This window comes from Lysobacter soli (genome assembly GCF_009755585.1).
Classification (GTDB): domain Bacteria; phylum Pseudomonadota; class Gammaproteobacteria; order Xanthomonadales; family Xanthomonadaceae; genus Lysobacter_J; species Lysobacter_J soli.
Genome location: NZ_CP046603.1, coordinates 3,631,866 through 3,658,076 on the forward strand (window position 1 = coordinate 3,631,866; position 26,211 = coordinate 3,658,076).

At 67.9% G+C, this 26,211-nt stretch carries 30 protein-coding genes and 1 tRNA gene; 16 read left to right on the forward strand and 15 right to left on the reverse strand.

Going from position 1 to position 26,211, the window contains the following annotated elements:
* Window positions 1-9 precede the first annotated feature (9 nt).
* Entirely contained in the window at window positions 10-372 is a 363-nt protein-coding gene (locus GOY17_RS16500) for a CD225/dispanin family protein (protein ID WP_157031194.1), read from the forward strand.
* Window positions 369-788 (forward strand): DUF2752 domain-containing protein, encoded by a 420-nt coding sequence (locus GOY17_RS16505; protein WP_157031195.1) that lies wholly within the window; start codon window positions 369-371, stop codon window positions 786-788. The genes GOY17_RS16500 and GOY17_RS16505 overlap by 4 nt, the downstream gene beginning before the upstream one ends.
* Before the next feature lie 3 nt (window positions 789-791).
* Here GOY17_RS16505 and GOY17_RS16510 read toward each other — a convergent pair whose 3' ends face one another.
* The 6 genes from GOY17_RS16510 to GOY17_RS16535 all read right to left on the reverse strand — a co-directional run bounded on the left by GOY17_RS16510 (window position 792) and on the right by GOY17_RS16535 (window position 5,854).
* Window positions 792-1,736, reverse strand: coding sequence for a hypothetical protein (locus GOY17_RS16510; protein WP_157031196.1), 945 nt, complete (start codon window positions 1,734-1,736; stop codon window positions 792-794).
* Window positions 1,737-2,407: 671 nt separating this feature from the next.
* On the reverse strand, window positions 2,408-3,355 hold the full coding sequence (gene nudC / locus GOY17_RS16515; RefSeq protein ID WP_157031197.1) for an NAD(+) diphosphatase: 948 nt from the start codon (window positions 3,353-3,355) through the stop codon (window positions 2,408-2,410).
* Window positions 3,352-3,726 carry an iron-sulfur cluster insertion protein ErpA gene (gene erpA, locus GOY17_RS16520; protein WP_181902748.1) on the reverse strand — a complete coding sequence of 125 codons (375 nt, stop codon included), beginning with the start codon at window positions 3,724-3,726 and terminating at the stop codon, window positions 3,352-3,354. Before erpA ends, nudC begins: the two co-directional genes overlap by 4 nt.
* An 82-nt stretch (window positions 3,727-3,808) precedes the next feature.
* Window positions 3,809-4,330 carry a DUF6776 family protein gene (locus tag GOY17_RS16525; RefSeq protein ID WP_425482314.1) on the reverse strand — a complete coding sequence of 174 codons (522 nt, stop codon included), beginning with the start codon at window positions 4,328-4,330 and terminating at the stop codon, window positions 3,809-3,811.
* Between the two features lie 322 nt (window positions 4,331-4,652).
* Window positions 4,653-5,069, reverse strand: coding sequence for a bactofilin family protein (locus GOY17_RS16530; RefSeq protein WP_115841831.1), 417 nt, complete (start codon window positions 5,067-5,069; stop codon window positions 4,653-4,655).
* Between the two features lie 53 nt (window positions 5,070-5,122).
* Entirely contained in the window at window positions 5,123-5,854 is a 732-nt protein-coding gene (locus GOY17_RS16535) for a DUF6776 family protein (RefSeq protein ID WP_232338466.1), read from the reverse strand.
* Window positions 5,855-5,929: 75 nt separating this feature from the next.
* On the opposite strand from GOY17_RS16535, the gene GOY17_RS16540 reads away from it, so the two are divergent.
* Window positions 5,930-6,511, forward strand: a complete 582-nt coding sequence (locus tag GOY17_RS16540; RefSeq protein ID WP_157031198.1) for a DUF4126 domain-containing protein — start codon at window positions 5,930-5,932, stop codon at window positions 6,509-6,511.
* Between the two features lie 68 nt (window positions 6,512-6,579).
* On the opposite strand, the gene bfr is transcribed toward GOY17_RS16540, so the two are convergent.
* The 3 genes from bfr to GOY17_RS16555 form a co-directional block, all read right to left on the reverse strand.
* The gene (gene bfr / locus GOY17_RS16545) at window positions 6,580-7,050 is read right to left on the reverse strand and encodes a bacterioferritin (protein ID WP_157031199.1); all 471 of its coding nucleotides are present in this window, start codon (window positions 7,048-7,050) and stop codon (window positions 6,580-6,582) included.
* Window positions 7,051-7,165: 115 nt separating this feature from the next.
* A complete protein-coding gene (locus tag GOY17_RS16550) occupies window positions 7,166-7,369 on the reverse strand; it encodes a (2Fe-2S)-binding protein (protein ID WP_157031200.1) in 204 nt (67 codons plus the stop codon).
* 102 nt (window positions 7,370-7,471) lie between these two features.
* On the reverse strand, window positions 7,472-8,059 hold the full coding sequence (locus tag GOY17_RS16555) for an RNA pyrophosphohydrolase (RefSeq protein ID WP_157031201.1): 588 nt from the start codon (window positions 8,057-8,059) through the stop codon (window positions 7,472-7,474).
* Window positions 8,060-8,178: 119 nt separating this feature from the next.
* Between GOY17_RS16555 and GOY17_RS16560 the strand changes: the two genes are divergently transcribed.
* Window positions 8,179-8,255, forward strand: a tRNA-Met gene (locus GOY17_RS16560).
* 140 nt (window positions 8,256-8,395) lie between these two features.
* Here GOY17_RS16560 and GOY17_RS16565 read toward each other — a convergent pair.
* From GOY17_RS16565 to GOY17_RS16575, 3 genes are read right to left on the reverse strand one after another with little or no spacing between them, the layout of a single operon-like run.
* A complete protein-coding gene (locus GOY17_RS16565; RefSeq protein ID WP_157031202.1) occupies window positions 8,396-9,598 on the reverse strand; it encodes an NAD(P)/FAD-dependent oxidoreductase in 1,203 nt (400 codons plus the stop codon).
* A gap of 10 nt (window positions 9,599-9,608) precedes the next feature.
* Window positions 9,609-9,878 (reverse strand): hypothetical protein, encoded by a 270-nt coding sequence (locus GOY17_RS16570; protein WP_115841844.1) that lies wholly within the window; start codon window positions 9,876-9,878, stop codon window positions 9,609-9,611.
* 49 nt (window positions 9,879-9,927) lie between these two features.
* Window positions 9,928-10,383, reverse strand: coding sequence for a PA2169 family four-helix-bundle protein (locus GOY17_RS16575; protein WP_157031203.1), 456 nt, complete (start codon window positions 10,381-10,383; stop codon window positions 9,928-9,930).
* Window positions 10,384-10,571: 188 nt separating this feature from the next.
* Here GOY17_RS16575 and GOY17_RS16580 point away from each other — a divergent pair, with 188 nt between their 5' ends.
* From GOY17_RS16580 to GOY17_RS16620, 9 genes are all read left to right on the forward strand, one after another.
* Window positions 10,572-11,312: a response regulator transcription factor gene (locus GOY17_RS16580; RefSeq protein ID WP_115841846.1), complete on the forward strand. Its 741-nt coding sequence runs from the start codon at window positions 10,572-10,574 to the stop codon at window positions 11,310-11,312.
* A 70-nt stretch (window positions 11,313-11,382) separates the two neighbouring features.
* Complete coding sequence (locus tag GOY17_RS16585; RefSeq protein WP_157031204.1) at window positions 11,383-11,925, forward strand: biliverdin-producing heme oxygenase; 543 nt, start codon at window positions 11,383-11,385, stop codon at window positions 11,923-11,925.
* Window positions 11,922-13,625, forward strand: coding sequence for a GAF domain-containing protein (locus GOY17_RS16590; RefSeq protein ID WP_157031205.1), 1,704 nt, complete (start codon window positions 11,922-11,924; stop codon window positions 13,623-13,625). Before GOY17_RS16585 ends, GOY17_RS16590 begins: the two co-directional genes overlap by 4 nt.
* 402 nt (window positions 13,626-14,027) lie before the next feature.
* Entirely contained in the window at window positions 14,028-14,807 is a 780-nt protein-coding gene (locus GOY17_RS16595) for a DUF2092 domain-containing protein (protein WP_198173717.1), read from the forward strand.
* A complete protein-coding gene (locus GOY17_RS19010) occupies window positions 14,804-15,370 on the forward strand; it encodes a hypothetical protein (RefSeq protein ID WP_232338467.1) in 567 nt (188 codons plus the stop codon). Before GOY17_RS16595 ends, GOY17_RS19010 begins: the two co-directional genes overlap by 4 nt.
* Before the next feature lie 111 nt (window positions 15,371-15,481).
* Complete coding sequence (locus GOY17_RS16605) at window positions 15,482-17,284, forward strand: hypothetical protein (protein ID WP_198173718.1); 1,803 nt, start codon at window positions 15,482-15,484, stop codon at window positions 17,282-17,284.
* A gap of 916 nt (window positions 17,285-18,200) precedes the next feature.
* The gene (locus GOY17_RS16610) at window positions 18,201-19,154 is read left to right on the forward strand and encodes a SphA family protein (protein WP_198173719.1); all 954 of its coding nucleotides are present in this window, start codon (window positions 18,201-18,203) and stop codon (window positions 19,152-19,154) included.
* 22 nt (window positions 19,155-19,176) lie between these two features.
* Window positions 19,177-19,974 carry a transporter gene (locus GOY17_RS16615; RefSeq protein WP_157031208.1) on the forward strand — a complete coding sequence of 266 codons (798 nt, stop codon included), beginning with the start codon at window positions 19,177-19,179 and terminating at the stop codon, window positions 19,972-19,974.
* Entirely contained in the window at window positions 19,974-21,185 is a 1,212-nt protein-coding gene (locus tag GOY17_RS16620) for a BamA/TamA family outer membrane protein (protein WP_157031209.1), read from the forward strand. The genes GOY17_RS16615 and GOY17_RS16620 overlap by 1 nt, the downstream gene beginning before the upstream one ends.
* A 7-nt stretch (window positions 21,186-21,192) precedes the next feature.
* Here GOY17_RS16620 and GOY17_RS16625 read toward each other — a convergent pair whose 3' ends face one another.
* Entirely contained in the window at window positions 21,193-21,684 is a 492-nt protein-coding gene (locus GOY17_RS16625; protein WP_157031776.1) for a low affinity iron permease family protein, read from the reverse strand.
* Window positions 21,685-21,861: 177 nt separating this feature from the next.
* Here GOY17_RS16625 and GOY17_RS16630 point away from each other — a divergent pair, with 177 nt between their 5' ends.
* From GOY17_RS16630 to GOY17_RS16640, 3 genes are read left to right on the forward strand one after another with little or no spacing between them, the layout of a single operon-like run.
* Complete coding sequence (locus GOY17_RS16630) at window positions 21,862-22,050, forward strand: hypothetical protein (protein ID WP_115841854.1); 189 nt, start codon at window positions 21,862-21,864, stop codon at window positions 22,048-22,050.
* Between the two features lie 7 nt (window positions 22,051-22,057).
* Entirely contained in the window at window positions 22,058-23,227 is a 1,170-nt protein-coding gene (locus GOY17_RS16635) for a DUF3182 family protein (protein ID WP_157031210.1), read from the forward strand.
* A complete protein-coding gene (locus GOY17_RS16640; protein ID WP_157031211.1) occupies window positions 23,217-24,005 on the forward strand; it encodes an alpha/beta hydrolase family protein in 789 nt (262 codons plus the stop codon). Before GOY17_RS16635 ends, GOY17_RS16640 begins: the two co-directional genes overlap by 11 nt.
* Window positions 24,006-24,634: 629 nt before the next feature.
* Here GOY17_RS16640 and GOY17_RS16645 read toward each other — a convergent pair.
* Both GOY17_RS16645 and GOY17_RS16650 read right to left on the reverse strand, forming a co-directional pair.
* On the reverse strand, window positions 24,635-25,636 hold the full coding sequence (locus GOY17_RS16645; protein WP_115841856.1) for an SDR family oxidoreductase: 1,002 nt from the start codon (window positions 25,634-25,636) through the stop codon (window positions 24,635-24,637).
* 93 nt (window positions 25,637-25,729) lie between these two features.
* Complete coding sequence (locus tag GOY17_RS16650; protein WP_115842069.1) at window positions 25,730-26,092, reverse strand: BON domain-containing protein; 363 nt, start codon at window positions 26,090-26,092, stop codon at window positions 25,730-25,732.
* Window positions 26,093-26,211: the final 119 nt, after the last annotated feature.

Consider the following 26,211-nt stretch of genomic DNA (forward strand, 5'->3'; position numbering starts at 1 on the left):
AGGATCGCCATGAACGTGCCGCCTCCCATCCCGCCGTCGTCGCCACCGCCTTCGCTGGCGCCGCGCATTCCCAACTACATGATCTGGGCGATCCTCATCACGATCGCCTCGGTGCTGTTCTGCTGCATCGTGGGCACGATCCCGGGCATCGTGGCCATCGTGTTCGCCGCGCAGGTCAACACCAAGCTCGCCGCGGGCGATGAAGCCGGCGCGTGGGTCGCGTCGCGTCGCGCGAAGCTGTGGTGCTGGATCACCACGGGCCTGACGATCCTCGGCCTGTGCTGGACGATCTGGTTCATCAGCGCCGGCGGCATGGCGCATTACCAGCAGATGATGCAGGAGTTGGAAAACGTGCAGCGCGTGCAGCAATGAACGCCGTCGTTTCACGCGCATCTTCGCTTGCGTTCGACGTGCGTACCGCCGCGGTGGGTGCCGCGGCGGTGGTCGCGTTCGGCGGCGTGGCGGTGTTGCGGGCGTTCGGACCCGATGCGCTGTGGGCGTGTGCGTTCCATGCCATCACCGGCCTGCACTGCCCCGGCTGCGGGCTTACGCGCATGCTGCACGCGCTGGTGCATGGTGATGTGGCGCGTGCGTGGTCGATGAATCCGCTGGCGATGATCGCGCTGCCATTGCTCGCGGCGATGCTGGCGCAGTGGTGGCTTGCGCGGCCGCTGCTGCCTGCGTCGCTCAACCGGTACGCGCACGATGGACGCGTGTGGATCGTCGCGCTTATCGCGTTCGGCGTGCTGCGGAACCTGCCGATGTTCGCGTGGATGGCGCCGGGCTGAGCGTCAGCTCACCCAGCCCGCGATGACGAACAGCGCGAGCACCGCAAGCCATACCAGCAGGCTGCGCCAGACCAGGCTCATCGCGTCGCGCAGTTCCGGCACTTCGCCGGAGAACGCGGGAATCGGAGGCGGTGTCGGCACCAGGCCGGCATCGCCGGCTTCCACGCCGGTGGTGACGTCGTCGTAATCGGCGGCCTCGTCGGCGAGTTCGCACTTCACGCTGGCACGCGCGACGGCGCCGAGGAACGGACGGCGCACGTCGAACGACGCGCCACCGGCATCGCGCCACGCGCCGAGCACGGTGTCGAAGTTGCCGACCAGCGCGAGCGAGAGCGTCATCAGCTGCGCGACGGGCCAGTCGAGGATCGCGAACAGGTAACGCGCGCCTTCGCGCGTTTCGTTCGGCAATGCGCTGGCCGCTTCGCCTTCGGCCGAAATGGCGGTAAGCCGGTAAAGCAACGCGCCGAACGGCCCGAGCAGCAGGAACCAGAAGAGCACGCCGAACCAGCGGTGCTGCGCGTTGCGGAAGACGGCTTCGACGAGGCTGCCGCCGTCGAGCACCGCGGGCATGCCCCCTTCGGGCCACAGGCGCATCGCAGCGGTGCGGCGCGCGACGGGATCGGGCGCGTTGGCGACGGCATCGACATCGACGTCCAGATCGCGCGGGCCCCACGCGTAGAACAGCACGGCAACGCCGAAGATCAGGCTCGCGAGGCCGAAGAAGGCATCGTGCAGTGCGAGCTGGAACAGCGTGACGAGCAGCGAGATCGGCGCCAGCGCAAGCACGAGGCCCCAGCGGCCGCGCCAGAAGCTGCCTTCGGGGAAACGCGAGTCGAGCCAGCGCAGCCAGTCGCGGTACCAGCCGTACTGGCGAACCGACGCCGCAAGCGACGGCGCCATGTGGCCGAGCACCAGCGCGACGACGACGGCGATCAGGGTGGCGGACATTGCGCGGCGGCTCCGGTCGCGTGGGCTGGATCGATTCTAGCGTGGCGTTGCGGGAGCGATGGCGTCTGCTCATAGCCCCTCTCCCGCCGGCGACCGAAGGGAGTGCAGAGCTGAGAGGGGGCGGGGTGAGCCTGGCGGAGTGATGGCCCACACGTCTCGCGGGCGTCTTTCGCGACGTGAGGCAGTTGCCTGCTGCAGCCAAGATCATTCGCGATGCAGTGCACTGCGCCCTTGGCTGTCATCCCCGCGAAGGCGGGGATCCATGCCTGCGAGCATCAACGCCTTCGAATGAGGCGCGGCGGTGGACCGATGGATTCCCGCCTCCGCGGGAATGACGGTGAGGTAGGTTTCGGGTGCGGGAGTGCCCGTGTGTTACAGGCCTGGGTCCCGGCTTTCGCCGGGATGACGGCATTCTGTTGCGACACATCACCGAAATGATTCGAAGATACGGCGCACTACACCCTTGGCTGTCATCCTCGCGAAGGCGGGGATCCATGCTTGCGCGCATCAACGACGCCGAATGAGGCGGGGCGTCAGACCGTTGGATTCCGGCCTTCGCGGGAATGACGGTGCTGTTGGTTGCTCGTACTAGAGTGCCCGTGCGCTACAGGCCTGGGTCCCGGCTTTCGCCGGGATGACGGCTTCTTCTAAGGCGACTGATAACGGCTCGCTTACGCGCCGCCCTGCTCCGCCAGCCACTGTTCGATCAACCAGCGCGAGATCGAAATGCTCGGCGACAGCACCGGGCCTTCGCCGTCGTCCTGCGTGCTGCCCCATTCGCCGCGTTGGCGTGCACGACGCACGTCGTCAGCGGTGAACCACCGCGCTTCCTCGAGCTCGTCGTCGACCTGCGGCTCGTCGGGTTCGGCGTCGGCGTGGAAACCCAGCATCAGCGAGCCCGGGAACGGCCACGGTTGCGAGGCCATGTAACGGCAACGACGCACGCGCACGCCGGTTTCTTCCAGCACTTCGCGCGCGACGGTCTGCTCCAGCGATTCGCCCGGTTCGACGAAACCCGCGAGCACCGAGTAGCGCCGCGCGGGCCACGCGGCCTGGCGACCGAGCAGCAAACGCGAACCATCGGTGACGGCGACGATCACCGCCGGATCGGTGCGCGGGTAATGTTCGACACCGCACTTCGTGCACGTGCCCTGCCAGCCGGCGCGCGACAACGCTACTTCCCCGCCGCACACACCGCAGAAGCGGTGGCGGCTTCGCCAGTGCTGGAGCGCGCGCGCCTGTGCGAACACACTCGCATCGAACGCCGGCCACGACGCCGCGGCGCTGCGCAGGTCGACGCGACGCGGCGCATCGAGCGCGGTCAGCGCGCCTTCCAGCGCGAACCATGCCGTGTCATGTGGGTCGAGGCCGAGGAACACCGCGGCGCCTACACCGCCAGGACCCTCGCTGACGTCGTGCCCGGTGATGGCGAGTAGTCGGCCTTCGGCGTCGGCGTACGCGTTGCCCTTCTCGTCCAGAAGGATCACGCGCGAGGTGGGCCAGCGAGATTTCAGCGCGTCGGGATCGTCGCGAAGGCGGTCGGCACGATCGAGCGCACCGCGGCAGGCGGCATCCGCGCCGGCTTCGACGAACGCGAAGGGTGCCGGCGTGTCGCTCACACCGCGAACGAGGAACCGCAGCCGCAGGTGGTCTTCGCGTTCGGATTGCGGATCACGAACTGCGCGCCGTGCAGGCTTTCGGTGTAGTCGACCTCGGCGCCCATCAGGTACTGCAGGCTCAACGGGTCTACCAGCAGCGTGACGCCATCGGTCTGGATGGCGAGGTCGTCCTCGCCCTGCGCCTCGTCGAACTCGAAGCCGTACTGGAAGCCGGAGCAGCCGCCGCCCTGGATGTAGACGCGCAGCTTGAGGGCGTCGTTGCCCTCCTCCGCGATCAGCTCGCGCACCTTGCGGGCGGCGGCCGACGAGAACTGGAGGGGACGATCGAGGGACTGGTAGTCCGGCGTGGGGGAAACGGTGGGCAATTCCATGCGAAAAAGGATGGGGCGCGCGGCCGGGTTGTTCAAGCCGCAGGACGGGTCGCTGCGTCCTGCGGGCGCCGCAACGCCGGTTTCAGGGCGTCGCGGTGGCCGGCGCGACGTCGCGAGTGGCGTCGGCCCAGGTGAAGGACTGCTCGATCGGCGCGCCCGAGCGCGGCGCCAAGCGCACGGCGACGCGCACCGGGGTGAAACCCGGCGGCAGGAAGATGTCGCCTTCGACCTGCTGGAAGTACTTGAACGAGTACGTCATGCCCGGCGCGTTGGCCTGCTGGCGCAGCACCGGCCAGGTGAGCTTTTCGAGCTTGCCGCCGCGCGTGCCTTCGATCGCCAGCGTGAGCTGCCCGGTGCTGACCGCGCCGCGGTTTAGGTTCTGGGTGAGCGTGCCGGTGAAATGCCAGGCGGTGTCGTTCTGCGGCTGCAACCGGAGCGAGTGCACCGCCAAGCCGCGGCGCTGTGCCGTGCTGCCGACCAGGCGCTCGTAGAAGGCGACGTCGGCGCGCAGGCCGGCGATTTCCTCGTCGCGCTCGGCCAGCGTGCTCTGCAGGTCGCGGTTGGCGTCGCGGCTGATCTGGTCCGAACGGCTGAGCGTCGCCACGCGCTGCTCGAGCTGTTCGATCTGGCGCCGCTGGCTGCGCGTTTCGCGTTCCCGGTTCTCAAGCTGCGCCTGCGGGCTGTCCGGCGCCGGCGCGAACACGCGCCACGCGCCCCACAGGCCGAACAGCAGCGCCACCGCGACCATGCCAAGCAGCAACGGCGTGCGGCCGCCGACCAGCGTGTCGCGCGCGGCCGAAGGCGCGGCGACGGGCTCCGGCACGTGGCCGGGCGGTCGGGGCGACGTGGATTGCTCGGGATCGCTCGGGGTCATGCCGGGGCGCCGTGGGAATCGGCGCCCAGCCTACCGCGAGCCGGTGTGACGGTCAGCGCAGAACGGCGGCGCCGTCCAGATCCGCTTCAGTCAGGGCGTGGCCTTCGTGGGCGCCGGCGTGGATCAGGCGGCCGGTCAGCACCGAGCCGGCCAGCATCTCGACGACCTGGTAGTGCACGTTGCCCTGCACGCGGGCCTTCGCGGCCAGTTCGACGCGCTCGCTGGCGTACACGTCGCCATCGAGGCGGCCGTTGAGGATGACCACAGGCGCGCGTACCTCGCCCTCGATGCTGCCGTTCTCGGCCAGCGTGATCGTGGCGCGCTGGCCTTCCTCGGCGATCACCTTGCCGACGATCCGGCCTTCGACGTACAGGCCGCCGCTGAACTTCAGGTCGCCGTGGATGACGACCTGCGCGCCGATGAGGGTGTCGACCTGGCCGTCGATCTGGGCGGGTTTGTTCTTGAACATCGGGTACTTCCGGTTGCGCGCCGGCGGACCGGCAGTAAGGGGGAATCGTCGGATCAGGTGGCGCCGAGCTGCCAGCCCAGCGTCTGCTCCACGGCGACGTCGCCGCCGTCGAGCGACACGCGTACGCGCTGCGGCGTGAAGTCGGCCGGCAGCATCACGCTGCCGTTGAGCTGCTGGAAATAGCGGAACGAATAGTCCTGCGGCGGCGCGGAGCTGCGCTGGTGGAGCTCGTCCCAGCTGATCGTCGCGAGCTTGCCGTGGCGCACGCCCTCGACGGTGAAATGCAGGCGGCCGCGGCTGATCGCGCCCTTGTTGAGGCTCTGCGTCAGCACGATCTGGTAGCGCCAGCTGCCGCCGGACTCGGCATCGAAGCGCGCCGAGTGCACGCTCAGGCCCTTCGGCTGACCCGTGGCGCCGACCAGCCGCTCGTAGAAGGCGAGGTTCGCGCGCAAGTCGGAGATTTCCTCCTCGCGCTCGGCTAGTTCGCCCTGCACTTCCTTGTTCGCGGCGCGACTGATCTGGTCGGAACGCGACAGCGTGGCCTCGCGCTGGGCGAGCTGCTCGGCCTGCGAGCGCCAGCGGCGCAGTTCGTCCTGGGCCGCGTCCAGCTGCGCCGTCACCTGCGGCAGCTTGGGCGCGGCATGGCGCTCGGCACCGAACCACACGCCCGCCAGCGAGCCCAGCCACGCGATGGCGAGCACGGCCGCGATCAGCGGCCGGCGGTCCGGACGCTGCTGGACGATCGTGAAGCGCGGCGGCGGCGCCCTGCGCGGCGTGTTGTTCATAAGCGTGTTTCCGGCGGTGAGTCGCCGGATTCCCCAGCCCGTATACTTCGATGGACAGTCTAGCGAGGGAGCGACATGACGGATGCGCACCTGTTCGCAATTGGCGTAGTTCTGGCCTGGCTGGCCGGAATCCGCGTGTACCTCACGGTCTTCGGCGTCGGCCTGGCGGGCTTCTTCGGCTGGCTGGACCTGCCGCAGGCGCTGCAGGTTACCGCCTCGCCCTGGGTCCTTGGCGTCTCGGGCCTGCTCGCCGCTGGTGAATTTTTCGCCGACAAGATTCCGGGCGTCGACTCCGGCTGGGACCTGCTGCACACGCTGCTGCGCGTCCCGGCGGGCGCCTTCCTAGCGGCCGCCACGCTGTCGCCCGACGGGCAGCTCGGCGTTGGCGCGCTCGCCGCCGGCGCGGGCGTCGCGCTGACCAGCCACGTCCTCAAGTCGGGCTCGCGCGCCCTGCTCAACACCTCGCCGGAACCGGTCAGCAACTGGACGGCCTCGATCACCGAGGACGCGGCCACGATCGGCGGCCTGGCGCTCGTGTTCGCGCATCCGTGGATCGCGCTCAGCCTCGTCGTGCTGATCAGCATCACCGTCGCGCTGCTGCTGTGGTGGGTATGGCGGATGCTGTTCCGCCGCACGCCGAAACCCGGGCCGATCTGACGGGCCGCCAACGAAAAACGCCGCCGGATCCGGCGGCGTTTTGTTTCAGCGTTCGCGATGGAAGGCGATCAGTCTTCCAGCTTCGTGAGCAGGTAATTCTGTTCGCCCAGGCGCTCGATCAGCGACAGCTGCGTCTCGATCCAGTCGATGTGTTCTTCCTCGGAATCGAGGATGTCAGCGAAGAGCTTGCGGCTGACGTAGTCGTTCACCGACTCGCAATGACGGATGGCGTCGCGCAGCAGCGGCAGGCCTTCCAGTTCGAGCGCGAGATCGCACGCCAGCACTTCGCGCGGATTCTCGCCGATGCGCAGCTTGCCCAGCGCCTGGAAATTCGGCAGACCTTCGAGGAAGAGGATGCGCTCCGACAGCTTGTCGGCGTGCTTCATCTCGTCGATGGATTCCTTGTATTCGTGCTCGGCCAGTTCCTTCAGGCCCCAGTTCTTCAGCATCTTGGCGTGCAGGAAGTACTGGTTGATCGCGGTCAGCTCGTTGTAGAGCGCCTTGTTGAGGAACTCGATGACCTTGGCGTCGCCCTTCATGGCCGGCCTCCGTAAGACGTGGGATGGCGGCACTCTAGCCCGTTAAGGGGCGCGATGACGGAACGCGAATCGGGTGCAGCCGCGTCCGAGAATCAGTCTCGGTTGGGAAAGAAGCTCAGGCGGCTTCCTGCATCACCGGGAAGGGCAGCTCGCGGACCGCGTGGGCGGCATCGAGCAGCGACGCGGCCATGTCCAGGCAGCTGCCGCAGTTGGCGCCGGCGCCGGTACGCATCGTCAGCTCGGTCACGCTGCGGCAACCGGCCTCGGCGGCCGAGCGGATGTCGTGATCGGTGACCCCATTGCAGATGCAGACGTACACGGCGGCGGTATTCGGCTGGACAGCCGGATCGGCTGCAGGGCCATTCCGCCATGAATGAGAATGATTGTCAATTAATCGACGACAACCGGTTCGGAGCCCCGGTCAGCGGGGCCCGGACCCCGCTCCGGCACCGCGCCAGCGCGGGCCGCGGCTGCGGCCGATCTGGTCCTGGGGGCGGAATTCGGGCCCCGGCGTCGGTACCGCCGCCGGTCCGGCCACCTGCCGGGCGGCGGGGGCCAGATGCCGCAGCGCCCGGGCGTACACCGAGCGCTTGAACATGACCACATGCTCGACGGGGTACCAGAAGTCGACCCAGCGCCAGTGGTCGAACTCGGGCTTGTCGGTCAGGTCCAGGCGCAGGTCGGACTCCTGCCCGCACAGGCGCAACAGGAACCACACCTGCTTCTGGCCGATGCAGACCAGGCGGTCGTTGCGGCGGATGGCCCGCTGCGGCAGGCGGTAGCGGAGCCAGCCGGGCGTGGCGCCCAGGACCTCGACGTGCTCGGGAAGCAGCCCGGTCTCCTCGCGGAGCTCCCGGTACATGGCTTCCAGCGGCGTCTCGTCGCTGTTCATCCCGCCCTGCGGGAACTGCCAGCCGTCGCGATGCACGCGGCGCGCCCAGAACACGCGTCCGTCCGGGTGCATCAGGACGATGCCGACGTTGGGTCGGTAGCCGTCCGGATCGATCACGATGCGGACTCCTGAATTCACTGCCCCCGACTCTGCCACGCCCTCGCCCGCGACGACAACCCGGCCGGAGGCGATTGACGGACACCCCTTCGGCATGAATAATTCGCGGTTCTCCGCGGGGCTATGTAGCTCAGCCGGTTAGAGCACAGCACTCATAATGCTGGGGTCGGTGGTTCGAGTCCACCCATAGCCACCATCCGCGAGAACACACGAAAACCCGCAGCGATGCGGGTTTTTTGTTGCCCGCTGGGTGGCGACGAGGCCGTTCCGCCGCCACCAGGCGCCACCTGCTCGCGTTCACGGACGTCAGCAGGGCCGGACACGCTTGGCGCACCCTCAACGCAATCGTTCGAACCCGAACAGCGCCTGCAGTGGGTGTCGACGCCGCTCGAGCCACGCGCGCATCAGCCCAGCCCCCAGCATGCTGTAGACGATGCCGTTGCCGCCGTACGCCATCGCGAACAGTACGCGCGGGCCCCATTGCGGATGGGGCCCGAAGAAGGGCAGCCCGTCCTTCGTTTCGGCGAACGTCCCCGCCCAAGCGAACGACGGGACGGTGGTCAATCGCGGAAACAGGTCCTGCACGCGCTTCATCAGCTGGCCCGCCTTCTTGTCCACGCGCAGGTCGCGACGCCGGGGGATGTCCACCGCATCGTCCTCACCGCCGACCAGCAGGCGCGAATCGCCGGTGGCACGCATGTAGAGGTACGGCCGCGCGGTTTCCCACAGCATGGTGTCCGCGAGCGCGCCCAGCTCCACCGGCTCCGTGATGCACGCGTAGCTGCTGCGATTTCGGGCCAGGCTCTGGTCGATCCAGCGCTGCGACTCGTAGCCTGCTGCCACCACGACGTCCCGCGCGACCACGCGTGCGCCGGCATCGCTTTCGAGCACGACCTGCCGTGAGGTGGTCCGCACCGGCTTCAACCGTGTGCGCGTGTATACGCCACCGCCGCGTTTGTGCAGGCGTTGCAACAGCCGATGCGCGAGCCGATACGGGTCGACGCGCGCAGCCTGGGTCGTGAGCAGCGCCGCCGGCGCGTCGAACTCGTACTCACGCGCGACATCGCCGCGATCGAGCCAGTGCGTGTCCAGGCCCGCGCGACGCCTGGCCTCGAATTCGGTACGCAGACGTGGCACGTGCCACCGACTGCTCGCGAAGTACAGGCTGTTGGTACGGGCGAAATCCACATCGCGGACACCACGCGCCAGGTCGCCGATCATCTCGATCGCGTCCTCGCATGCGCGATACGCCATCGAAGCCGGTTCCTCGCCGTACTCGCGTGCGAGGTCGGTCAGGTGGGTGTCGATCTCGTACTGGAGCAGCGCCGTACTGGCAGCACTGCTGCCCCAGCCGACGTCGCGCTGGTCGAATACCGCGACCTCGTGCCCGGCGTCGGCGAGCGCGTCTGCGATGATGGCGCCGGTAATCCCGGCGCCGATGACGGCCACGTCGCAACGAAGATCCGTGCGAAGCGGTCCATACGACTGCATCAGCCCGTTCTTGACCGCCCAGAACGGGTAGCCGCTTTTCAGGTCCATGGCGCGATCGTCAGGCGCGCGCGTGGCGCGACTTGCGCCGCGCCACGATGCATTGACCGACGATGGCCGTGATGAGGATCGCCACGTTGGTGGCGACGAACACCTTGTTTCCCACCATCGCGCTGTAGGCGACGAAACCTACGGACGCCACGCACTGGCCGATGAACAGCCAGCGCGAGACGCCTTTCGCCTCCGGGTCGCGCGCCATGGTCACGACCTGGCGGATGAGCGTCGCAAGAAGAACGATCGACGCGAGCCAGCCGATCACGTCAGGATTCATGCGGCGCGTCCCGTGCGGTGGCCGGCGCGGTTGATGGTGACGCGCTCGATCAGCCCAACGCCTCGAAGCCGTGCTTCAGGCGGCTCATTTCCTCGTGTCCCTGCTTGACCGAGGCGTAGGCCTTGTCGATCGCGTCGCGCGCGGCCGGCGAGAGCTCGAGGTCCTTCAGCGCTTCCTCGTACTTGTGCTTGATGTGGTCCTCGCCGCGCTCGACTTCCTTGACCACCGCCTCGTCGCCCTTCGACAGCGCGGCGCGCAGGTCCACGAACACGCGATGCGCGCCGGCGAGCACGGTGCCGTCGTCCTCAGGCTTGCCGCCCTGCGAGACGACGTAGGCCTGCAAGGCCGCGACCGCTGCCTGGCGCTCGCTCGCGCGGCGCTCGAACAGCGTGCGCAGCGTCGGGTTCTGCGCGTCGCTGGCCGCCTCGCGGTAGCCGTCCACGCTGTCGATGGTGGTTTCGATGAGGCTGTTCACCACGCGCAGTTCATGTTCGATGTTCGCCATTGCAGTCTCCGTTTCGGTTTGCGATGAGCTCGATCATCAGCGCGATGCGGCGACGGAATCGTGAACGCGCAGACGACGTTAAGTCTCTTCATCGTTGCGTTAAGCGTGTTGCGATAACGCTCTCACGTGCGCGTCACGGTTCTTCACCGAGTCTTGAAATCCAGAGGTTTTCTTGCATCGGTACGCACATGAACCAGAACGGTCGACTCATCCTGATCGTCGAGGACCACCTTTCCATCGCGGAAATGCTCGGCGGTTATTTCGAGGCGGGTGGCTACGAAGTGGATTACGCCCGCGATGGTGCCGAAGCGCTGCGGCTCTCGGCGAACAACCCGTACGACGCGATCCTGCTCGATCGCAACCTGCCCCGCATCGACGGCGTGGAAGTGTGCCGCCGCATCCGGCAGGAGCAGCGCCGCTCCACGCCCATCCTCATGCTCACCGCGCGCGACACGGTGGAAGATCGCGTGGAAGGCCTGGAAGCGGGCGCCGACGATTACCTCACCAAGCCGTTCTCGATCGAGGAACTCGAGGCACGCCTGCGTGGCCTGATGCGCCGCTCGCGCAAGACCGCGGGTGAGCCGATCCGCGTCGGGGATCTCGTGCTCGATCCGCATGCGATGAGCGCGGAGCGCGGCGGCACGACGATCCACCTCACGCCGATCGGCTTCCAGATCCTGCACCTGCTGATGCGCGAAGCGCCGCGCGTGGTCAGTCGCGAGGAAATCCAGCGCGAGGTGTGGCGCGACGAGCCGCCGGATTCGGATTCGCTGCGCAGCCACCTCTACATCCTGCGCAAGGCCATCGATCGCGGGCACGACACGCCGCTGCTGCAGACGATTCCCGGCATGGGTTTCCGCATCGGGGAACATCCGTCGGCGTTCACTGCATCGCGCAACCAGCGCGAGAGCGCCACGGCGCAGGGCTGAGCCTGAACGGACCACCGCGGCAAGCACGGATCGGGTAATCTGGAGCTCCTCGATCGCGCGGGAGCGCCCGATGTCGCTGGGCCCCGTCCGCTCGCATCTGCGCCATGCCACCGCGTCCGCGCATGGACGCGTCGATGCGTTGCTTCCCGATGGCGTTTCGAAGCACCGCGACTACGCCGCCTACCTGCGCGCGATGCATCGCTTCGTCGCGACCAGCGCATTGCCCGACGGCGCCCGCGATCGCTACCTGCCGCTGCTTTCCGACGATCTGCATACGCTCGGAATCGTCGGCGAAGCGACGCCCGCGGACGTGGAACTGGAAGATCGCTACGAGCGGCTCGGCTGGGCGTACGTGTTTGAAGGCTCCTCGCTCGGCGCGCGCCTGCTGCTGCGCCAGGCCGGCGCATTGGGTTTCGATGGACGCGCCGGTGCGCGCTACCTGAACGAGCACGCCGCCTCCAGCGGCTGGCCGGACCTGCTCCGGCAACTGGAAGACGCCACGCCCGACGAAGGCCAGCTCGATCGCCTCGTCGCCGCCAGCCATCGCGCCTTCGCCGCCGTCGAAGCCGCATTGCGCGACGCATTGCGCGTCGAAAAGGAAGGAACCGGATGAACATCGCCAACGCCACGGACGCGGAAATCTGCGCGCGCGAACCGATCCACCTGTCCGGCGCGATCCAGCCGCACGGCTATCTGGTGAGCTGCAGCTGGCCCGACTGGACGGTGCGCCATGCCTCGGCCAACGTCGCCGACCTGTTCGACCAGACGCCGGCGCAGCTGCTGGGCACGTCGCTGCGCGAGCACGTCGACGAAAGCATCCTGGAAGCGATCGCCGATGCGCTGCGTTTCATCGAGCCCGGACTGGCCGCGCAGCGCGTGGCGACGACGAACATCGGCGGGCACGGCGCGCTGTGCGATATCAGCACGCACCTGCACCAGGGGCTGGTGCACATCGAGATCGAACCGCAGCAGCCGGGCACGGACAACGTCGGCCCGCTGACGGCCAACGCGATGATCAGCCGCATCGCCGGGCAGGATCCGGGCCCGGCGTTTTTCCAGCAGGTCGCGGCACTGGTGCGCGAGCTGACCGGATACGACCGGGTGATGGTGTATCGCTTCCGCCCGGACGAGGCCGGCGAAGTGATCGCCGAAGATCACGCCGACGGCATGGAGCCGTACTTCGGCCTTCGCTATCCGGCCTCGGACATCCCGGTGCAGGCGCGGCACCTGTACCTCATGAACCGGCTTCGCGTGATTCCCGATTCGGGCTACATGCCGGTGCCGATCGAACCGCCGCGCCATGCCGGCGGTGCATCGCTGGATCTGTCGCATCACGCGCTTCGCAGCGTGTCGCCCGTGCACCTGGAATACCTGCGCAACATGGGCGTGGGCGCGTCGATGTCGATTTCCATCGTCAGCGGCGGTCGCCTGTGGGGCCTGATCGCGTGCCACCACCGCGTTGCCCGGCTCGTTCCGCCCGGCATCCGCGCCACCGCCGACCTGTTCGGCATGTACGTGTCGATGCGCGTGGCGGGCCACGAGCAGGCCACCGCGATGGCGCTGTACGACCAGAGCCAGCAGCTCGGCGACGTGCTGCGCGAAGCGACGCAGAAGGGGCGCGTGCTCGCCGACGTGCTGCCGACGTACCTGCGCGTGATCGCGAAGCTGCTCGATGCCGACGGCGTGATGATGCTGCTGGGCAACCGGCAGCTGAGCATCGGCACGGTCCCGGGCGGCGAGTCGTTCTCCGAGCTGTGCGCGTGGGGCGCCGCGCGCGCGGGTGCGGTCGCCTCCACGCACCTTCGCGAGGACTGGCGCAGCCAGGAACGGCCGGCAGACGGTCTCGCCGGCGTGCTGGCCATGGCGTTCGGACGCGATGGCGACGGCGTGTACTGCTTCCGCAAGGAACAGGTCGAGGAAGTCACCTGGGCCGGCCATCCCCACAAGGCGACGGTACCGACCGACGACGGCCTGCGAATCGCGCCACGACGCAGTTTTGCCGCGTGGCGCGAGACGGTGCGCGGACAGAGCGTGCCGTGGAGCGACGGCGACCGCCGCATCGCCGAACGGCTCTACGACGTGCTCATCGACCTGCATCGCCGCAGCACCGTGAATGCCGAGGAGCAGTTCGCGCTGCGCCAGCGGCAGCATGTGCGCGACGAAAGCGAACGCCTGTCGCGGCTGGCCGCGATCCTCGGCGACATGCAGCATCTGGACGACGAACAGACGCGGCGCCTGGCCGAACGCATCGGCGAACTCGAACAGCACCTGCGCGGCATCACCGGCACGATGCTCGCGCCCGACGCGGCGTAATCACGCAGCAGGAATGACGGCTCGTCGGCGGACGCGTCGTCGTTCAGCCTGAACGGACACGCGTTCGCGCGCTCGTCACGACGGTTTCACGCCACATTGCCGGAAATGTGCCGGCGGGTAGCGTCGCGCCTGTTGCATCGCGCAAGCACCGCATGCGTCACGCACCAACCGCAACGGGATTGCCGGGAGGGAGGACGATGTCGAGCAGGCAAACCGTGCCTGGCCGCGGCGGCGAAGCAGCGCGCACGATGCGCGGCTGCAGCTTCGCGCGCGACATCATCCTCTGCATGCACATGAAGACAGGCGCGTCGCCAGCCCCTCGCGGACGGTGACGTGTCGCCATGGCCGCAGCGCGGCCACGCGGCGCCCGTCATGGCCGCCGCAACATCGAGGAGGTGCGCAATGCGTCGTTCTTCGTTGTTCGTCGTCATCGTGGCCATCGCGTGCGCGCCGGCGCTCGCGCGTGCGCAGACAGGCGATGTACCCTCCTCCGCCATCATGGCCGCGCCGCAGGTGCAGCCCGAGGCGATCGCCGCGCTCGAGAAGATGTCCGCTTACCTCCGGTCGCTGAAGCAGTTCGGCCTGCATGCCGACACCACCATCGACCTGGTGATGGAAGACGGGCAGAAGCTGGAGTTCCCCGGGACGCTCGACTACAAGGTGCGTTCGCCGAACGGCCTGTATATCGGCATGAAGAGCGACCGCAAGGAGCGCGAACTCTATTACGACGGCAAGACGCTGACGGTCTATGGCCCGCGCAACAAGCTGTACGCGCAGACGCCGGCCCCGCCGACGATCGCGGGACTGCTCGCGCTGGCCGAAGACAAGTACGGCATCGAACTCCCGCTGGCCGACCTGTTCCTGTGGGGCACGGCGCGGGCGCCGGTCTCGTCGCTGCGTTCGGCGGCTTACGTCGGTCCGGCGCGCATCGACGGCAGCGTCACCGATCAGTACGCCTTCCGGCAGGACGGCGTGGATTGGCAGATCTGGATCGAAGCAGGCGACAAGCCGCTGCCGCGCCGCATGGTGATCACCACCACCGACGATGCGGCGCAGCCTCAGTACGCCAGCACGCTGCGATGGAACACGAATGCGACGATTCGCGATGCGGATTTCGCGTTCACGCCGCCGAAGGATGCGCATCGCATCGAGCTGGTCGCCGTGCAGGAGGTGTCGCCATGAGACACGCTGCGACGAAACATCGTGCGTCGAAGCGGCACGCCCCACCGCACGCGAGCCCGTGGCGCAACACGATCGCCATCGGCGCGGGCATCGGCCTGCTGGCCGGTGCGGTCGCGTTGCTCGCGGTCACGTCCGATGCGCACGCGGGTCCACGCGCCCGCGGCGGTGCGCGCACGAGCGTCAATCACGCTGGCGCCGGTGGGCATGCGGTCGCACCCAGCCGCAGCGCGAACACGAACGTCAACCGCAACACCCAGGTCAACCGCAGCACGAACGTCAGCCGCAACACGAACATCGACGTCCACAACGACATCGACATCGACGTGGACAACGGCTGGCATCACGGCTGGTATGACGACCATCCGGTCGCGACCGCGGCCGCGGTCACCACGGCCGTGGCCGTGACGGCGGCGGCGGTCGGTTCGATCGTGAATTCCGTGCCGCCCAGCTGCGTCACCACCGTCGTCAACGGCATCGCGTACCAGCAGTGTGGCAACACCTGGTATCAGCCGCAGTACGCAGGAACGTCGGTGCAATACATCGTCGTGAATCCACCGAATTGACGATTCGTCGCTGAAATTTTCTGGGCTTGCCTGCTCGCGTTTCCTGTCACCATCCGCCGCCCACCACGTCGTTCACGCGTCGCTGGGAACGACCTTGCAAACGGAGTGCATATGCGTATCCAGTCGTTGGTGTTGAGCGCGGCGGTGGCGTTTTGTGTCGCGGTTCCTTCGACAGCGCAGGTCTTGCTGGTCGCGCAGTCGTCCACATCGGATGCTACGGCGAACATCGACGCGCGTCCCTTCCCGCGGCAGTTCACGCAAAACGGCACCACCTTCAGCGTTCACCAGCCGCAATACGACAGCTGGAACGACAACCAGCTCAAGGGACGTTTCGCGATGTCGGTGGACACCGGCACGCACAACGGCGCGGACGGCAAGCCGGAACAGACCGCCGACTACGGCGCGGTGACCTTCCAGGCGCGCACGCAGATCGACAAGGATGCGCGCGCGGTAGTGTTAAGCGACATCCAGCTCACGAACGCGAGCTTCCCCACCGCCACCGCGAAGCAGGCGCAGTACCTGGAACTGGTGCGCGCGCAGCTGGAACAGAAGTCCACGCTCACCGTCTCGCTCGACCAGCTCGAATCCGCGCTGGCGATCGCCGCCGTGGATGCGAAGACGCCGGCCTCGCTTCCCGTCCGCAACGATCCGCCCGACATCCTCTTCAGCACGCAGCCGGCGGTGCTCGTGCTGGTCGACGGAAACCCCGCGCTGAAGCCCAGCGGCGTGGCCGGCGTGCAGCGCGTGATCAATAGCCGTTCGCTGCTGCTCGAGCAGAACGGCCAGTACTACACGCATCTGGCGGGCCATTGGGCGAAGGCCGCGTCGCTCGACGGTCCGTGGACGCTTGCGCCCACGGTCGACGCGAAGCTGACGCAGGCGATGCAGCAGGCGGTGTCGTCGAAGCAGGTCGACACGCTCGACAAGCCGCCGCAGGCGCTCGCCGACGCATTCGCCAACGGCGGCATGCCCGCGCTGCATGTGCGCACGCATCCGGCCGAACTGATCACGGTGCAGGGCGATCCGCAGTTCGCCGCCATCGAGGGCACCCGACTCAGCTACGTGACCAACACCGGTGCGGACGTGTTCGTCGATGCCGGCGCGGACAACGCGTGGTACGTGCTGGTATCGGGCCGTTGGTTCACGGCGCCGGGAAGCAAGGGGCCGTGGCGGTACGTGGCGCCGAACCGACTGCCGGCGGACTTCGCGAGGATCCCGCCGGAAAGCCCGAAGAGCGGCGTTCTCGCGTCGATTCCCGGAACGCCGGAGTCGAAGGAAGCGCTGATACGCCAACGACATCCCGCAAACCGCGACGGTGAAGAAGGCGCAGGCGAAGCTCACCGTCGCCTACGACGGCGCGCCGCAGTTCGCGAAGATCGAAGGAACCTCGCTGCAGTACGCGCGCAACACGGCGGTGCCGGTGATCCGCGTGGCGAACGACAGCTACTACGCCGTCGACAAGGGCATCTGGTTCGCCGCGTCCTCGCCGACGGGACCGTGGACCGTCGCCACCAGCGTGCCTCCCGCGATCTACGGCATCCCGACCAGTTCGCCGCTGCATTACGTCACCTACGTACGCGTGTACGGCAACGACGGCGACGACGTGTACGTCGGTTACACGCCGGGTTACTACGGCACGGTGGTGACCGACAACGTCGTCGTGTACGGCACGGGTTACGCGTGCACGCCGTGGGTCGGCGCGTACTGGTACGGCTGCCCGGCGACGTACGGCATGGGCGCGTATTTCGGCTGGAACCCGTGGGTCGGCTGGAGCTTCGGCTGGGGCTGGGGCTGGTACGACGGCTGGTACGGCCCGTACAGCCCGTGGTGGGGCCCGTGGTACGGCCCGGCATATCCATACGGCTGGTGGGGTGGCGGCGCGGCGGCATGGAACGTCTACGGCCATTGGGGTAACGCCGCGGTGCGCGGCACGGCCGCGGCGTGGGCGGATCCGTGGACCGGCAACGTCGGTCGCGGCGCGCGCGGCGGCTACTACAACGAAGCCACCGGCGGACGCGGCATCGGCCGTGCGGGCGTCAACACCAACGTCTACACCGGCACGACCAGCGCGGGGGCGCAGGGCATCCGCTACAACCCGGAGACCGGTCGCGTGGTCGCGGGCGGCGGCGCCGCGGCAGTGAATCCGTACACCGGCCAGGCCGCGCGCGCGGGCGAACGCACCGTCGTGAACACCAACACCGGCCGAGTGACGCAGGCCGCGGGCGGCGCGGCAATCGGCCCCAACGGCGCGGGCGCGGCCGGCGCGTTCAACACGCAGGGGCCGAACGGCAACGATGCACGTGGCGCGGGCGGCTTCCACTACAACGCCGACACCGGGACGTTGAACCGCGGTGGCGTGGTGCAGGTGAACGACGACGTCTACGCCGGTCGCGACGGCAACGTCTACAGGCACGACGAGAACGGCTGGACGCAGGTCGATCGTCCCGACCGCTCGCAGAACCTGTCCGGCCAGACGCGGCAGAACGTGGATCCGGGTTCGCTCGACGGCGACCGCTTCGCGCGCGAACGCGGCGATGCGCGCATCCGCGGCGATGGCGGCTCGCTCAATCCCGCTGCGTTCGAGCGCCAGGGCGGCGCGATGGAACGCACCGGCGGCTTCGAGCGCGGCGGTGGCATGCAGCGGCCTGCGGGCGGCATGCAGCGGCCGGTCGGCGGCTTCCGTCCGGGACTCGGCGGTGGCGGCTTCCGCGGCGGCGGCGGTTTCCGTCGTCGCTGATCGATCAACGCGCGGCGGCGGCCATGCACCGCGCCGCGTCTGTTTCCTCGACGCCGGATGAGACGGCGTCTGAATTGGCTTGGAGAGAGAACGATGAACACCCGTCACCTGCTCGCCGCCGGCATCGCGCTGGGTTGCGCCGCGCTGGCCCAGCCCGCGTTCGCGACCGAAGGCGCACTCGGCCGCACCATCACCGGCACGAACGTGCAGTCCTTCGCCGGCGTCGTGCCGCCGACGCCCGGCTTCAATGCCGCCATCGGCTACGTGCACTACAGTGGCGAGATCAGCGCTTCGCGCGAAGTCCCGCTGAACAACCAGCTGACGCTCGGCATGGACGCGACCTTCGACATGCTCAGCGTCACCGGCCTGTATGTCTGGGACACGGGCGAAGGCCGCTGGAACTTCGCATCAATGGCGACGCTGCCATTCGCGGAAGTCGACGTCACCGCCAACGTGTCGATCGGCTCGCGCACCGGGCGGGTGAACGACAAGGCCGACTGGGACATCTTCGACCCGTTCTTCGCGCCGATCATCGCCGGCTACCACTTCGACCAGACCCGGCACATGACGCTGGCGCTGTACGTCTACACGGACTGGGGCGATTACGACCCCGACCGCCTGGCGAACCTGAGCCTCAACAACTGGACGTATTCGCCGACCATCGGCTACACGCAGCTGATGCAGAAGGGCACGCTGGAATTCACTACCGTCGGCGCCGTCGACATCTACACGAAGAACGACGCCACCGATTACCAGAACGGCGCGGTATTCCGCCTCGACGCGCAACTGGTCAAGCGTTTCGCCAACGGCTGGGGCGTCGGTGGAATCGGTGGCTGGATCCAGCAGATCGAGGACGACGAGGGCCCCACGGCGGACCGGCTCAACGGTTTCAAGGGTCGCGCATTCGCGCTGGGCCCGACGGTCAACTACACGAACAAGTGGGACGGCGGCCAGGTCGAATTCGCCGCCCGTTGGCTCACCGAGTTCGACGTGAAGCGGCGCATCAAGGGCGATCCGCTCATGGTGACGGCGACGATCGCCTTCTGATCACGAACACGGAGGTTCGAGCATGTGCACGCGCGTCCTTTTCGCAATCGTTCTTGCCGCCGCCACGGTGCCTGTCGCGCATGCGCAGGAAAGCGCCGACGAACTGGCGAAGAAGCTGTCGAACCCCGTCGCGTCGATGATCAGCGTGCCGTTCCAGTACAACGCCGATTTCGGCTACGGCAGCGAGGACGGCACGAAGCAGACGCTGAACATCCAGCCGGTGATCCCGGCATCGATCTCGCAGGACTGGAACCTGATCACGCGCGTGATCGCGCCGGTGATCTACCAGGAGGACATCGCCGGCAAGTCCGGCAGCCAGTTCGGCCTGGGCAACGTCACGCCGACGTTCTTCTTCTCGCCCAAGCAGCCCACCGCCGGCGGCCTGACGTGGGGCATCGGCCCGGTGTTCCTGCTGCCCACCGCCAGCGACGACCTCCTCGGCGTGGACGAATGGGGCGCGGGGCCGAGCGTGCTCGTGCTGCACCAGGGCAAGCACTGGACGGTCGGCGCGCTCGCCAACCACATCTGGTCCTTCGGCGGTTCGGCGAACGATCCCGACCTCAGCAACACGTTCCTGCAGCCGTTCTTCGCGCGCCAGTTCCCGGGCGGGCGCACGCTCACGTTCAATTCCGAGTCCACCTACGACTGGGAAAACCAGCAGTGGACGGTGCCGATCAACGTGCTGTACTCGAAGGTCACGCGCATCGGCGGGCAAACGCTGAGCTTCGCCAGAGGCGTTCGCGGTTACGTCGACGCGCCACGCGGCGGGCCGGACTGGGGCGTGCGCCTGGTCGTCACGTTCCTGGTGCCGGAACACTGATGCGCCGCGCGGGACTGCGCTGCGCGCTGACGCTCGCGGGCGTTCTCGCGTACGCCACGGCCTTCGCGCAGTCGGGCTCCGGAACCGCGGCGCCGGAGCCCGACGACGCGGCCGCTGAAAAGCCCGGCCTGCGCGCCCTGCTCCACGATCCGAAGGACGGCAAGTTCGACATGTCGCGCTGGCTGCTGGAGCGCAAGGGCGGTTTCCTGCCGGTGCCGATCATCGTCAGCGATCCGGCCGTCGGTTATGGCGGCGGACTGGCCGCGCTGTTCTTCCATCGCCCCGCGGGTGCGGCGACCACGCGCACGACGGCCGACGGCCGCCAGCAACTCGTGCCGCCCAACCTCTTCGGCGGCATGGCGATGAAGACCGAGAACGGCACGCATGCCTATGGCGGCGGCGCGATGCTGCACTTCAAGGACGATCGCTGGCGCTACACCGGCGGCGTCGCGAAAGCGTCGGTAAACCTCGACTTCTACACGCCGGGCCGCTTCACCGAGCCGCTGGCGATCGGCTACAACGCCGAGGGCATGGTGTCGTTCCAGAAGATCGCGCGGCGACTCGGCGAGGAGAACCTCTACCTCGGCCTGTCGTGGACGTACATGGACCTCGACCTGAGCTTCGACATTGCCGGCGACGCGCAGCGTTTCACGCCCAAGGAGCGCGCGCAGACCACGTCGGGGCTGGGCCTGTCGCTGCAGTACGACACGCGCGACAACTCGTTCACGCCCAACAGCGGCTGGCTGGGGCAGATCGAAGGCAACTTCTACGACGACGCCTTCGGCAGCGACACGACGTTCCAGAGCTACCGCTCGCACGCCTTCGCCTACCTGCCGATGGGCGGGGAACGTTTCGTGCTCGGCGGTCGCATCGACGTGCGCTGGGCCAACGGCGACATCCCGTTCTATCGCCTGCCGTTCATCGACCTGCGCGGCGTCGGTTCGGCACGCTACGCGGATACGCGCGCGGCGACGCTGGAAACCGAACTGCGCTGGAACACCACGCCGCGCTGGGCGCTGATCGGCTTCCTCGGCGCCGGCCGCACGTGGGGCCGTCACAACGATTTCGGCGAGGCGCCGAGCCAGGTCGCGAAGGGCGCGGGCGTGCGCTACAAGATCGCCAGCGTGCTCGGCCTCTACACCGGCGTCGATTACGCGTGGGGCCCGGAAGACGAGACGCTCTACGTGCAGGTCGGCAGCGCCTGGCGCTGAGGCCGCGTCACTCTCCGCGCGGCGCCGGCTCGCGATGTTCGCCGCGATCGTCGTAGCCGCCGTCGCGTTCGCCCGATCGCGCCGCATCCGTCTTGCGCGCATGCTCGTGCGCGGGCGAGTCGCGCCGCCGGGAATCGCTGTGTTCGCGCGCGAGGCGGGCGAGTTCCTCGTAGCGCTTGCGCAGGCGATCCAGTTCGGCCTGGTCGAGTTCCTCCAGGTCCAGCAGCGTGTTCTCGGCCATGCGCGTGGCGCGAATCAGCTCGTCGAGCTTGATCTGCATCGCCTCGGTGTCGCGGTTCTGCGTGTTCTGGATCAGGAACACCATCAGGAAGGTGATGATCGTCGTGCCGGTGTTGATGACCAGCTGCCAGGTGTCGCTGAACCCGAACATCGGCCCGCTGACCAGCCACACGACCACCACCAGCACCGCCAGGCCGAAGCACGAGGCGTTGCCGGTCCAGCGGGCCGCACTCTTGGCGAACTTGCTGTGCCAGTCCATACGAGGCGTCGCGGCGCGGCCTGTCGCCGCGACAAAACCATCCGCCGCGCCGGCGAAAATCCACGTGAACAGCAGCGTCCGGTGGCGCATTCACGGACACCCGCGCCATCACGCGGCGTTACCCGGGCGCGGTCGTATCGTCGATGCAACATCGATACGAAACACCGGAGCCGCGCCATGTCGCAGGATCGTAAAGACCCGCCGCTGCACGACGACAAGAAGACCTCGCAGGACAAGCCCGAGGACCCGCGCGAGCGCGAGAAGCGCAAGCAGCACGAGAGCGAGAACCAGGACCAGGCGCTGGAGGAAACCTTCCCGGCGAGCGATCCGGTATCGCCCTTCGTGCCGGCCAAGGCACCGGACTGACCGCACGATGGCGGCCGGCGGAGTCTGGACCCAGACCGCACCCGACCCCGGCCGCGCTGCCTGCGCAGACGGTGCCGGCTGCGTGGTCGAACTGCTGCGACGCGATCGTCGCAGCGAACACGAGGTGGCGACCGGCCGCTGGATAGGCGAACGCGTCGCGACGCTGCTCGACTTCGAGTACGCAGGCGTGCATGACGCCGGCGCGCGGTATGACGCGCCGCCGTTCTTCGTGCCCGATGTCACGCTGCTCGCCTCCGATGCGCACGAACTGGGCATCGCCGGGCCGCAGCAGTTGCTCGGCGGCGTCGTGCCGCACGCGTTCGTGGCGACGAAGACGATCACGCATCCGCTGGTCGACGGCGCACGCATGAAGCCGGAAGGCTGGTCCGACGAGCTCGGCCGCGCGCTCGACGACGTCACGCTGCCAGGGTTTGCGGCCTTCACCGTCGAAGACGTCGGCCGCGCGGCGCGCTCGCTCTTCGAACAGGGCCTGCCGGCGCGCATCAAGCGCGCGGACGGCATCGGCGGGCTCGGGCAGTCGGTCGCGACCGAGCGCAAGTCGCTCGACGCCGCGCTCGCGCACCTGGACCCGCAATCGCTCGCGCGCGTGGGCGCCGTGGTCGAACTCAACCTCAAGCCGGTCAAGACCTACAGCGTCGGCACCGTCGCGCTCGGGCCGCACCGCATCGCCTACTTCGGCATGCAGAGGCTCACGCGCAACCGGTCGGGCTTGTCGGTGTACGGCGGCTCCTCGCTCGCGTGCATCCGGGGCGACCTCAACGACCTGCTCGCCACGTTGAACGATGAAGCCGAGCGTCGCGTCCTGCGTTGCGCGATCCGCTACGACGTGGAGGTGTCGCGCGCGTATCCGGCGTTCTTCGCATCGCGCCGAAACTACGACGTAGCACTCGGCGTGGATCCGTCCGGCATGCCGCGTACCGGCGTACTCGAACAGTCCTGGCGCGTGGGCGGTGCGACGCCGGCGGAGATCCTCGCGCTCGAAGCGATGCACCGCGATCCGCTGCCGTCGCGCGTGAACGTGTCCACGCACGAGTTCCACGCGCTGGTCGATCCACCGCCGGGCGCGCAGGTGTCCTTCCGTGGCGAGGATCCGCACGTCGGCCCGATGACGAAGTACGCCCTGCTCGACGCGCAGGACGATGCGCATGGACGTTAGCCTCGAAACCATCGAACTGGCGGTCGAACAGGAGCGCATCAGCGGCACGGTGCTCTCGCCGCCGTCGCAGTTGCCCGGCGTGCTGTTCGTGCACGGCTGGGGCGGGAGCCAGGAACACGACCTGGTGCGCGCGCGCGAAGCGGCGGGCATCGGCTGCGTCTGCCTAACCTTCGACCTGCGCGGGCACGAGCGCACCGCGCGTCACTGGGAGAAGGTCAACCGCCCGCAGAACCTCGCCGACCTGCTCGCCGCGTACGACTGGCTCGCGGCGCGGCCCAATGTCGATCCGGATGCGATCGCGGTGGTCGGCATCAGCTACGGCGGGTATCTGGCGGCGTTGATGACGGCGCAGCGACCAGTGCGCTGGCTCGCGCTGCGCTCTCCTGCGATCTATCGCGACGAGGGCTGGGAACGCCCCAAGCTGCAGCTGCATATCGACACCGACCTGGTGGCGTATCGACAGCGCCGCATGGACTGGCAGGACAACGCCGTGCTGCGTGCGTGCGCGGAGTATCGCGGCCACGCGCTGCTCGTCGCGGCCGAACACGACACCGTCGTGCCGCATCCGGTGATCGACAACTACGCCAACGCGCTCCACAACACGCGCTCGCTGACGCGCCGCGTGATCGAGGGCGCAGATCACGCGTTCTCGCAGAAGCCCGCGCAGAAGGCGTACCAGACGATCCTCGTCAAATGGCTCGCCGAGATGATCATGGGCGCCCGCGAGGAGGCCGCGATGACGAAGCTGCGGGAGCGGAAGGTGGAGGAGGCGGAGTAGCGGCGGGTTGGATTGGAGCTGCCGTCGGGCGGTGCTTTACGTGCAGCGACGTGAGGATGGCTGTGGTTGGTTGATGGCCTCCATCACGACAGATCACCGCAATTACTTCAGATCACCCGCCGTCACTTCATCACCGTCGTCGCTCCAGATCACCCGTCGTTACTTCATCACCGCCGTCACTTCACGACCGCCGTCACCTCAGAACACCGTCATCCCGGCGAAAGCCGGGACCCAGGCCCGGAACGCTTGGGCACTCCCTCACGGGTAAACCATGCCCCCGTCATTCCCGCGAAGGCGGGAATCCATGGACTTTTCACGCTTGGCGGTCAGCGTTTGCGACCTGCGCGTGCCGCTGTTCTCCTCACACTCCAAATGCAACGCGAAAGCGTGGAACGCCCATGGATTCCCGCCTTCGCGGGAATGACGAGCAACAGCACGAGCGACGGCAGAGGCGGCTCCCGGAGCAACAGCAAAGACAAAGGCGCTACTCCGTCGACCGCACCACCGCCATCCATGGCGTTACGCATCAGGCTTCGAACGCCCTGCCCGGCCCTCCGTGGCCGGTCGTTCGTCGGGGCGCGCGGCAATGCCGCGCAAGCACCCCTACTCACCCGCGCAAGCGGCCTGCCTCACCCATACGGCCCGCCCATGACCGGCAGCACGATTCCGTTGACGTACGACGAGCACACGGGCGAAGCAAGAAACACATACGCGGGCGACAGCTCTTCCGGCTGGGCGGGACGGCCCATGTCGCTGGATTCGCCGAACTTCGCCACTTCCTTCGCATCCCGGTCCGCCGGATTGAGCGGCGTCCACACCGGGCCCGGCGCGACGGCATTCACGCGGATGCCGCGTTCGAGCAGGTTGCTCGCCAGCGACTTGGTAAAGGCGTGGATCGCGCCCTTCGTGGCCGAGTAATCGAGCAGCTGCTTCGAACCGAACAGACCGGTTTCCGAACCCGAATTGACGATGCAGCCGCCCTTGGGCAGGTGCTTGAGCGCCGCGCGCGCCATGTGGAAATAGCCGCCGATGTTGGTCTGCAGCGTTTCCTGCAGGTGTTCGTCGGTGAGGTCTTCCAGCGACTGCGCATGCATCTGGAACGCGGCGTTGTTCACCAGGATGTCGAGTTTGCCGAACGCCTGCACGGTGGCGGCGACGGCGCCCTCGCAGAACTTCGGATCCTTCACGTCGCCAGGAATGACCAGGCAGCGCCGGCCTTCCTTCTCGACCGCGGCGCGCGTTTCCTCGGCATCCTCGTGCTCGTTGAGGTAGACGATCGCGACGTCCGCGCCTTCGCGCGCGTACAGCACCGCCACGGCCCGACCGATGCCGGAATCGCCGCCGGTAACGATCGCGACCATGTCCTGCAGCTTTCCGCTGCCCTTGTAGTCCGGCGCGAGGTAACGCGGGCGCGGATCGAGTTCGTGTTCCTGCCCGGGCTTGTCCTGGTGCTGCGCGGGCAGCGGATTTTCGGGCTGCTTGCGCGTGCCGGCCTGCACCGGCTTCTTCTTCGACTCCGAATCGCCGGCCGACGACTTCTTCGCTTCCTTCGCCTCGACCTGCTCCTGGATCGCCTGCTGCTTCGCCGCCGTGCCATCGGCATTCGACGTCGGCTTCTTCTCTTTCGCCATCGCGTTGTTCTCCTCTTTCCACGACAAAACGCCCGGGTGCGGACACCCGGGCGTTTGCCGCCCGCACGGCCCCAGGGCCGCCCTATCGGTTCGTTACTTCTTGTCGCCCTTGGCGACGGTCAGGCCCTTGGCATCGACGCTCTTCACGCCCTTGATGCCCTTGGCGACCGAGATCGCCTTGTCATGCTTGGCCTTGCTGTCGACCGTGCCGGACAGCTTCACCACGCCGTTGGTGGTGTCGACGTCGATCTCGGTGCCCGGCACGTCGGAGGTGGCCATCAGATCGGCCTTCACCTTGGTGGTGATCCAGGTGTCGTTGACCGGCTGCGCGGAGTCGCTTTCCTCTTCCGCCTCGGTCTGGGTGCGATCCTGCGCAAGCGCCATGGCCGGCGCGGCGATCATCGCGGCCGCGCCGAAGACGGCGGCGAACAAGGTCGAATTCGTTCGGATCTTCATGTCGTGGCTCCCGTTGAAGGTGCGCACAGCTTTCAGCGCAAATGCGTAGTTCCGCGTGAAATCCGCGATATCGCCCGCTTCGCGCGTCGTGTTCGTTCACCGATGCGAATCCGGCGTGT

What these genes read in the sequence shown, in the direction of transcription:
- GOY17_RS16590 (WP_157031205.1), top strand. Translation starts at nt 11,922, where the DNA reads ATGAACATCGCCAACGCCACGGACGCGGAAATCTGCGCGCGCGAACCG.
- GOY17_RS16605 (WP_198173718.1), top strand. Translation starts at nt 15,482, where the DNA reads ATGCGTATCCAGTCGTTGGTGTTGAGCGCGGCGGTGGCGTTTTGTGTC.
- GOY17_RS16625 (WP_157031776.1), bottom strand. Translation starts at nt 21,684, where the DNA reads ATGGACTGGCACAGCAAGTTCGCCAAGAGTGCGGCCCGCTGGACCGGC.
- GOY17_RS16505 (WP_157031195.1), top strand. Translation starts at nt 369, where the DNA reads ATGAACGCCGTCGTTTCACGCGCATCTTCGCTTGCGTTCGACGTGCGT.
- bfr (WP_157031199.1), bottom strand. Translation starts at nt 7,050, where the DNA reads ATGAAGGGCGACGCCAAGGTCATCGAGTTCCTCAACAAGGCGCTCTAC.
- GOY17_RS16575 (WP_157031203.1), bottom strand. Translation starts at nt 10,383, where the DNA reads ATGGCGAACATCGAACATGAACTGCGCGTGGTGAACAGCCTCATCGAA.
- GOY17_RS16500 (WP_157031194.1), top strand. Translation starts at nt 10, where the DNA reads ATGAACGTGCCGCCTCCCATCCCGCCGTCGTCGCCACCGCCTTCGCTG.
- GOY17_RS16530 (WP_115841831.1), bottom strand. Translation starts at nt 5,069, where the DNA reads ATGTTCAAGAACAAACCCGCCCAGATCGACGGCCAGGTCGACACCCTC.
- GOY17_RS16610 (WP_198173719.1), top strand. Translation starts at nt 18,201, where the DNA reads ATGAACACCCGTCACCTGCTCGCCGCCGGCATCGCGCTGGGTTGCGCC.
- GOY17_RS16565 (WP_157031202.1), bottom strand. Translation starts at nt 9,598, where the DNA reads ATGGACCTGAAAAGCGGCTACCCGTTCTGGGCGGTCAAGAACGGGCTG.
- erpA (WP_181902748.1), bottom strand. Translation starts at nt 3,726, where the DNA reads ATGGAATTGCCCACCGTTTCCCCCACGCCGGACTACCAGTCCCTCGAT.
- GOY17_RS16580 (WP_115841846.1), top strand. Translation starts at nt 10,572, where the DNA reads ATGAACCAGAACGGTCGACTCATCCTGATCGTCGAGGACCACCTTTCC.
- GOY17_RS16535 (WP_232338466.1), bottom strand. Translation starts at nt 5,854, where the DNA reads ATGAACAACACGCCGCGCAGGGCGCCGCCGCCGCGCTTCACGATCGTC.
- GOY17_RS16570 (WP_115841844.1), bottom strand. Translation starts at nt 9,878, where the DNA reads ATGAATCCTGACGTGATCGGCTGGCTCGCGTCGATCGTTCTTCTTGCG.
- GOY17_RS16635 (WP_157031210.1), top strand. Translation starts at nt 22,058, where the DNA reads ATGGCGGCCGGCGGAGTCTGGACCCAGACCGCACCCGACCCCGGCCGC.
- GOY17_RS16650 (WP_115842069.1), bottom strand. Translation starts at nt 26,092, where the DNA reads ATGAAGATCCGAACGAATTCGACCTTGTTCGCCGCCGTCTTCGGCGCG.
- GOY17_RS16595 (WP_198173717.1), top strand. Translation starts at nt 14,028, where the DNA reads ATGCGTCGTTCTTCGTTGTTCGTCGTCATCGTGGCCATCGCGTGCGCG.
- GOY17_RS19010 (WP_232338467.1), top strand. Translation starts at nt 14,804, where the DNA reads ATGAGACACGCTGCGACGAAACATCGTGCGTCGAAGCGGCACGCCCCA.
- GOY17_RS16540 (WP_157031198.1), top strand. Translation starts at nt 5,930, where the DNA reads ATGACGGATGCGCACCTGTTCGCAATTGGCGTAGTTCTGGCCTGGCTG.
- GOY17_RS16640 (WP_157031211.1), top strand. Translation starts at nt 23,217, where the DNA reads ATGGACGTTAGCCTCGAAACCATCGAACTGGCGGTCGAACAGGAGCGC.
- GOY17_RS16630 (WP_115841854.1), top strand. Translation starts at nt 21,862, where the DNA reads ATGTCGCAGGATCGTAAAGACCCGCCGCTGCACGACGACAAGAAGACC.
- GOY17_RS16645 (WP_115841856.1), bottom strand. Translation starts at nt 25,636, where the DNA reads ATGGCGAAAGAGAAGAAGCCGACGTCGAATGCCGATGGCACGGCGGCG.
- GOY17_RS16620 (WP_157031209.1), top strand. Translation starts at nt 19,974, where the DNA reads ATGCGCCGCGCGGGACTGCGCTGCGCGCTGACGCTCGCGGGCGTTCTC.
- GOY17_RS16585 (WP_157031204.1), top strand. Translation starts at nt 11,383, where the DNA reads ATGTCGCTGGGCCCCGTCCGCTCGCATCTGCGCCATGCCACCGCGTCC.
- GOY17_RS16615 (WP_157031208.1), top strand. Translation starts at nt 19,177, where the DNA reads ATGTGCACGCGCGTCCTTTTCGCAATCGTTCTTGCCGCCGCCACGGTG.
- GOY17_RS16510 (WP_157031196.1), bottom strand. Translation starts at nt 1,736, where the DNA reads ATGTCCGCCACCCTGATCGCCGTCGTCGTCGCGCTGGTGCTCGGCCAC.